At 69.9% G+C, this 6189-nt stretch carries 7 protein-coding genes; 4 read left to right on the top strand and 3 right to left on the bottom strand.

Going from position 1 to position 6189, the window contains the following annotated elements; all coding sequences use genetic code 11:
- The first annotated feature begins 17 nt into the window (after window positions 1-17).
- Entirely contained in the window at window positions 18-440 is a 423-nt protein-coding gene (locus tag D7Y13_RS05330) for a DUF2089 domain-containing protein (protein ID WP_120582886.1), read from the top strand.
- Window positions 441-445: 5 nt separating this feature from the next.
- Window positions 446-1492: a DUF4097 family beta strand repeat-containing protein gene (locus tag D7Y13_RS05335; protein WP_147444240.1), complete on the top strand. Its 1047-nt coding sequence runs from the start codon at window positions 446-448 to the stop codon at window positions 1490-1492.
- 24 nt (window positions 1493-1516) lie between these two features.
- Here the strand turns inward: D7Y13_RS05335 and D7Y13_RS05340 are convergent, their stop codons facing one another.
- Entirely contained in the window at window positions 1517-2167 is a 651-nt protein-coding gene (locus tag D7Y13_RS05340) for a hypothetical protein (RefSeq protein WP_120582885.1), read from the bottom strand.
- A gap of 10 nt (window positions 2168-2177) precedes the next feature.
- Entirely contained in the window at window positions 2178-2927 is a 750-nt protein-coding gene (locus D7Y13_RS05345; RefSeq protein WP_120532106.1) for an endonuclease I family protein, read from the bottom strand.
- 297 nt (window positions 2928-3224) lie between these two features.
- On the opposite strand from D7Y13_RS05345, the gene D7Y13_RS05350 reads away from it, so the two are divergent.
- On the top strand, window positions 3225-4184 hold the full coding sequence (locus D7Y13_RS05350) for a TIGR01777 family oxidoreductase (RefSeq protein ID WP_120582884.1): 960 nt from the start codon (window positions 3225-3227) through the stop codon (window positions 4182-4184).
- A gap of 3 nt (window positions 4185-4187) precedes the next feature.
- The gene (locus D7Y13_RS05355) at window positions 4188-5069 is read left to right on the top strand and encodes an alpha/beta hydrolase (protein ID WP_120582883.1); all 882 of its coding nucleotides are present in this window, start codon (window positions 4188-4190) and stop codon (window positions 5067-5069) included.
- Here the strand turns inward: D7Y13_RS05355 and D7Y13_RS47090 are convergent.
- Entirely contained in the window at window positions 5064-6128 is a 1065-nt protein-coding gene (locus D7Y13_RS47090) for a helix-turn-helix transcriptional regulator (protein WP_199732712.1), read from the bottom strand. The genes D7Y13_RS05355 and D7Y13_RS47090 overlap by 6 nt on opposite strands.
- Between the last annotated feature and the right edge of the window lie 61 nt (window positions 6129-6189).

Raw genomic sequence — 6189 nt, forward strand, 5'->3', positions numbered from 1 at the left:
GAACCCCAACGCACCCCATGCCGACCTCCAAGCCCACCTGGCCCGTCCCGACCCGCTGTCCCGTCTGTGGGGGTGGCACCGTCATCGAACGGGTGCGCTGCGAGGGGTGCGAGTCCGCGGTGGAGGGGCGCTTCACGACGGGGTGGGTGCAGCAGTTGTCGCCGGAGCAGCTCGCCTTCGTGCGGGTGTTCATCGGCTGCCGGGGGAAGATCAAGGACGTGGAGCAGGCCCTGGGCCTCTCCTATCCGACGGTGGTGGCGCGGCTGGACGACGTGGTGGAGGCCCTGGGCAACACGCCGGGCGCACCGCCCGCGCCCCCGTCTCCGCCCCCAGCCCGCGAGCGCGCCTCACCGCGCCGGGCCCAGATTCTCGATGACCTCGCGGCCGGGCTCATCGATGCGGACGAGGCCGCCCAACGCCTCAAGAAGGCACGGGAGTAATGCCCATGATGGACTCCGAAGAGACGCCGTCCTCCGACGCTTCCGCATCCTCACGCGACGGCGCCCAGCGCCACGCGATCCCCTGGGGACAGCAGGCGGAATTGGAGCTGCACGCGACGGCCGCCGCGCTCGTCGTGTCGCCGCTGGCGGAAGGAGAGAAGCCCTACCTCGTCACGCACGGCCGGGTGGAGGCGCGCATCCGCGAGCACGGGCGGGTGACGAAGGTGGAGCTGGTGCCGCGCGAGGCGGGCTTCCTGTCGTTGTTCTGGCGCCAGGGCGGACACGCGGAGCTGTTCGTGCCGGCCAACGTGCACGCCCGGCTCCAGTTGGACGCGGGCGCGGTGCGCGTCTCCGGGCTGAAGGACTGCGAGTTGGAGCTGTCCACGGACGCCGGGACGGCGAGCCTGCGCGACGTGCACGGCAAGCTCAACCTGCGCACGGGCGCGGGTCGCATCGTCGGTGAGCGCGTGGGCGGCACGCTGCACATCCACGCGCAGGCGGGCGCGGTGAAGCTGGACGTGGACGCGCTGGACGTGGGCGAGCACCGAATCGGAACGCAGGTGGGCGCGGTGGAGCTGCGGCTGGTGCCGGGACTGGACCTGAACGTCGTGGCCCGCTCGTCGCTAGGCTCGGCGCACACGCGCTACCCCACCAATCCCCAGGCCGCCACGACGCTGATCATGGAGACGGAGCTGGGCTCGGTGCGCCTGCGCGAGTCAGGCCGTGCGCGCCACGAAGAGGAAGGGCGCGAGGCGTCCTCGTGGGATGAGGACTCGCTGCGCTGGCAGCGCCAGGCGGAGCGCTGGCAGCGCCGCGCCGAACGCCACGCCAACCAGTGGGCCCACGCCTGGGCGAACTCCTGGGGCGCGCCGCCCTGGTCGCACCACGGCCACCACCACGGACCCCGGCACCACCGGGCAGAGCCCCCCCAGACGCCCTCGCAGTCCGGAGGCATCCCCGCGGCGGAGATGCGCCGCGTGTTGGATCTCGTGGAGGCGGGCAAGCTCAGCGCCGAGGATGCGCAGAAGCTGCTGACCGCGATGCAGCGATGAGGCCTGCCCGCCCGGGCGGCCTGCTCAGGCGCCCTGGGTGAGGAAGCGGAAGGGCCGCACGCAGTCCTCGCGGGTGCACCGGAAGACGTAGCCCCGGCCGTTGTCGCCGAACTCCAGGCCGTACGGCATCGCGGCGAGCTGCGCGACGAAGCGCATGGGCGCGTCACAGCACTCGGGCGTCGCCTCGCCGTTGAGCCAGCCGGGCACGCCGCCCACCTTGCTCTCCGGCGCCTGTTCCTGCGCACGGTCCAACGCGGCGAGCTGTTCGTCGCTGGCCTCGTTGACGTCCACCGACAGGGCCTCGGTGTCCTCGGTGGCGGGCTCGAAGCCGAGCGTCCACTCCACATAGGGCTTCACGCCTTCCGGGGGGGCTCCCACCTCGGGCGCACCGGCCGTCACCGGCACCACGGCGTTGGCGCCCTCCTCGGGGTCCCAGCGGAAGCAGACGGAGTCGGGGTTCTCGCACTGGAAGACGTGGACCGACGCGTACGGCGCCAGGTCCAGCCGGCCTTCGACGTGCGGAAGCTGGAAGAGGAAGCGCAGCGGCTTGCCGCACATCTCGCAGACGGGCCAGTCCAGCGGACCGGGCGCCTGGGGCGTGCCTCCCACCTTCAGGAGGGGCACGCCGGGACGACTGGGAACGAGCGCCCACAAGGGCGCGACGGGAAGAGGCATGCGGCGGACTCTAGAAGTCCGCGATGCGCTCCGACAACGTCGGGTCGTCCACGAAGGGGTTGCGGTTCTGCTGGACGGCCTCGATGCCGTCGTTGCGCTTCACTTCCGCGGCGTCGACCTTGTCCAGCGTGTTCCACTGCTTGAGGACGGACTCCTCGTCGGGCGGAATGGGCTTGTTGTACACGGTGGAGAAGTAGAACAGCGCGCGAGCGACGTTGCCCTTGTGCGCATCGGGCGGCTCGAAGACGGTGCGGCCCTTCTCGTCGGTGCCGAACTTGGCGCCGTTCTCCGTCCACTTCACGTTCTTCACCGTGCCGAACGGGTAGTTGCCCCGGATGGAGTTGGCCTTGCTGTCGGTGGGGAACAGGTGGTGCAGGTCCGCCTTCGCCGCGCCCGTGGCGCCCTTGGACTGGGGCCAGGTGTGCTCGGTGTTCATCACGTTGCTGCTGGGAATCTTGTCCGTCTTCACTTCCTTGCCCGTGTAGACGCACTTGACGAAGCCGTCATGGTTGTCGAGCGTGGTGAAGATGACCTTGCGCGCGCCGTTGTAGCCCAGGTCCTTGTGCTTGGAGACCGCGTCGTGCAGCGCCTTGATGAGGATCTTGTCCTTCATCCCGTCGTAGCGCGGGTCCGGACCGGCCGGCGTGAAGTCGTCCACCGGCGCCGCCTGCTTGAACGGGGCCTTCTTCGGAGCGGCAGTCTCGAAGCTGGAGGCCGAGGTGGTGCGGGGCGCGGTGAGCGGGCGGGACGAGATGATCATGACGGCCCTCGGATTCGAGGTGGGGGGATGACCGATTCTCGCCCACCGGCGGCCCCGGTTGCGTGCCCCCCGCATTTTCCCTCCGGTCCGGTTGGTTTTTCCGCCCCAACCCGTGACATCCCCGGAAATGGGTTGGCACGGAGGCCCTTTCCGCCCCGAAAGCGGGGCTCATCGCCGGTACCAGGGCCGCCCGGGGCCAGTGGGCACGGTCTCCGGCGGACTCCGGGGTGGGCGCGCTATGCCTGGAAGTACACGGGGCCCGGCGGAGCAGGCCCGTCACGCGGCAGGGGGTGGACGGTGAAGATCGTGATTCCAGGTGGCACGGGGCAGGTGGGCGCACTGCTGGCGCGGGCCTTTCTCGCGCGGGGTGACGACGTGGTGCTCGTGAGCCGGGGCGGCCGGGGCGTGGCGCGCACGGTGTCCTGGGATGGGCGCACGCTGGGGGACTGGGCGAAGGAGGTGGACGGCGCCGACGCGGTCATCAACCTGGCGGGGCGCAGCGTGAACTGCCGCTATTCGGAGGAGAACCTGCGCCAGATGATGGACTCGCGGGTGGACTCCACGCGGGTGGTGGGACAGGCCATCGCGCAGGCCGCGAAGCCGCCGCGGGTGTGGCTGCAGATGAGCACCGCGACGCTGTACGCGCACCGGCTGGACGCGCCCAACGACGAGGCCACGGGCCTCATCGGTGGGGATGAGCCGGGGGTGCCCGCTTACTGGAAGCGCAGCATCGACATCGCCAAGGCGTGGGAGCGCACGCTGGCGGAGGCGAACACGCCGCACACGCGCAAGGTGGCGTTGCGCACCGCGATGGTGATGGGCCCGGACCGCGAGGGCATCTTCGACGTGCTCCTGGGGCTGACGCGCCGGGGCCTGGGCGGCACGGCGGGAAGCGGCCAGCAGTACGTGTCGTGGATCCACGACCAGGACTTCGTGCGCGCGGTGCAGCTGCTGCTGGAGCGCGAGGACCTGGAGGGCCCCGTGAACCTGGCGGCCCCGAATCCCCTGCCCCAGCGGGAGATGATGGCGAAGCTGCGCGAGGCGGCGCACGTGGGCGTGGGGCTGCCGGCGATGAAGTGGATGCTGGAGGTGGGCGCGTTCTTCATGCGCACGGACACGGAGCTGCTGTTGAAGAGCCGCCGCGTGGTGCCCGGGCGCCTGCTGGAAGCGGGCTTCACCTTCGAGTACCCCGAATGGGGGGCCGCCGTGCGAAACGTCGTGGAGCGCTGGCGCAACGCGGAGCCGGCCCGGAGCTGACCTGTGTCCTCGAAGAAACCTGGCGTCCGGTGGTTCCGCGTCCTCGCGCTGCTGCTCGTCCTGGGAGCGGCGGGATTCGGAGCGCTCACGGCGGTGCGGGGCCTGCGCACGGCGGCGTCGCTGGTGCATCCATCGCGCATCCCGGTGGTGCACCCGTCCGGACCGGAAGCACTGACGGGGCTGGAGGACGTGTCGTTCCAGGCCGCGGGGCAGGTGCTGCGCGGGTGGTATCTGCCGTCGCGCGACGGCACGGCGGTGGTGCTGGTGCACGGCTTCGCGGCGAACCGCACGCAGCTCCTCTTCGAGGCGGGGGTGCTGGCGAAGTCCGGACACGGCGTGCTGCTGTTCGACCTGCACGGCCAGGGCGAGAGTGACGGCGACACGATTGGCTGGGGCGACAGCGAGCGCGAGGACGTGAGGGCGGCGCTGTCATTCGTCCGCGCCCGGCCGGACGTGACACCCGGAAGGGTGGGCCTGTTCGGCTTCTCCATGGGAGGGACGACGGCCCTGCTGGTGGCGCAGGAGGATCCGCGCGTGAAGGCGGTGGCGGTGGCGGGCGCGTTCCCGGACCTCGCGGGGGACATGGGCTCGCACTACGGCGCGAGCACCTGGGCCGTGCTGTGGGGGCTGCGCCGGGCGGGCATCGACGTGGAAGCGGTACGGCCGCTGGACGGGATGTGCCGGTTGGAGGGAAGGCCGCTGCTGCTCATCAACGGAGGCAGCGACCCGGACGGGCCCCAGAAGCTGGGAGCCAGCCTCTACCGCGCGGCCTGCGAGCCCAAGGAGCTGTGGGAGGTGCCGGAAGCGGCCCACGGGGAGTACGCCCAGAAGGACCCCCAGGGCTACGCACAGCACCTGCGCGAGTTCTTCGACCGCGCGCTATGAGCGCCGGCCCTTCGAGACGAACTCCCCTCGGGAATGGGTGCCCGTCTTCGCGAAGATGGACTTCACGTGGACCTTCACCGTCTCCACGGAGCCAGTCCCAGCGATCTCCTTGTTGGACGCTCCCTCGAACAGCCCGTCCGCCACCTCGAGTTCCCGCTCGGTGAGCAGCCGGTGCCACTCCGGCCGCAGCCAGTGGGAGTGCTCCTTCATCCGCACCTGCCACAACATGCGCCCGGCCCACAGCAGCGTGGACGCCGTGAACGACACCTCCAGCCGCTCCCCGTTCCGCTCCATCACCAGGGCCTGCAGCGAGGGATCCGTCGACTCATCGAAGCGCGACAGCTCCCGCACCCGCCGCGTCCATTCCTGGGGAACGCCGTCGTGGAGTTCATGGGCGGAGAACCACTTCGCCACCAGGGGAATGGCCGTGCCCGACTCCACGACCTTGCGCCCCAGGACGTTCAGGACCAGGGAGGGATTCGGCTCCAGGGAGATGACCTTCAGGAGGTCGTTCTCGAAGCGGTAGGCATACAGCTCCTGGACCGTGGCCATCGCCTTGGCGATGTAGGGCACGAGTTGCTGGAGGAGCCACTGGGCCCGGAGCGAGAAGGCTCGGGAGGCCTCGCGATACATCGCGATGCTTCCTTTCAATCCCTGTGCCTCGAAGAGCAGGGACGCCATCACGCGCCGCAGGTTCAGTCCCACGCTCTGGCTGCGCTGGAAGGTCTCCATCTCCTCCAGCGACCGGCCCTGGAGCATCTGGGTGTCATTGAGCACGACGTTCGGCTGGACCACGGTGGCCTGAAACACGAAATCGTTCTGGGCCCATTCGCTGTAGTCCTTCAGCAGGGGGTGGACCGTCTCCGTCTTCCACTGCAAACCCGCCGAGCCATCCGGATTGACGCAGCCAATCGCGATGTGATCCGCTTCGCAGAGCCGGGCCAGGGTGGTCCCGAGGGCCTCATAGATGGCTTCCAGGGTCCGGGCGCCGTGAAGTCTGTCCTTCAACTCCATGATCAATGCCTGCTCACGCGCCAGGAACTTCAAGGGTCTGCTCATGGTGGTATTGCCCCCGTGTTTCAATACTTCGCGAGCATGACAATGCGGGGTAACCCTGCCC

Source organism: Corallococcus praedator (genome assembly GCF_003612125.1).
In the GTDB taxonomy this organism is placed as follows: domain Bacteria; phylum Myxococcota; class Myxococcia; order Myxococcales; family Myxococcaceae; genus Corallococcus; species Corallococcus praedator.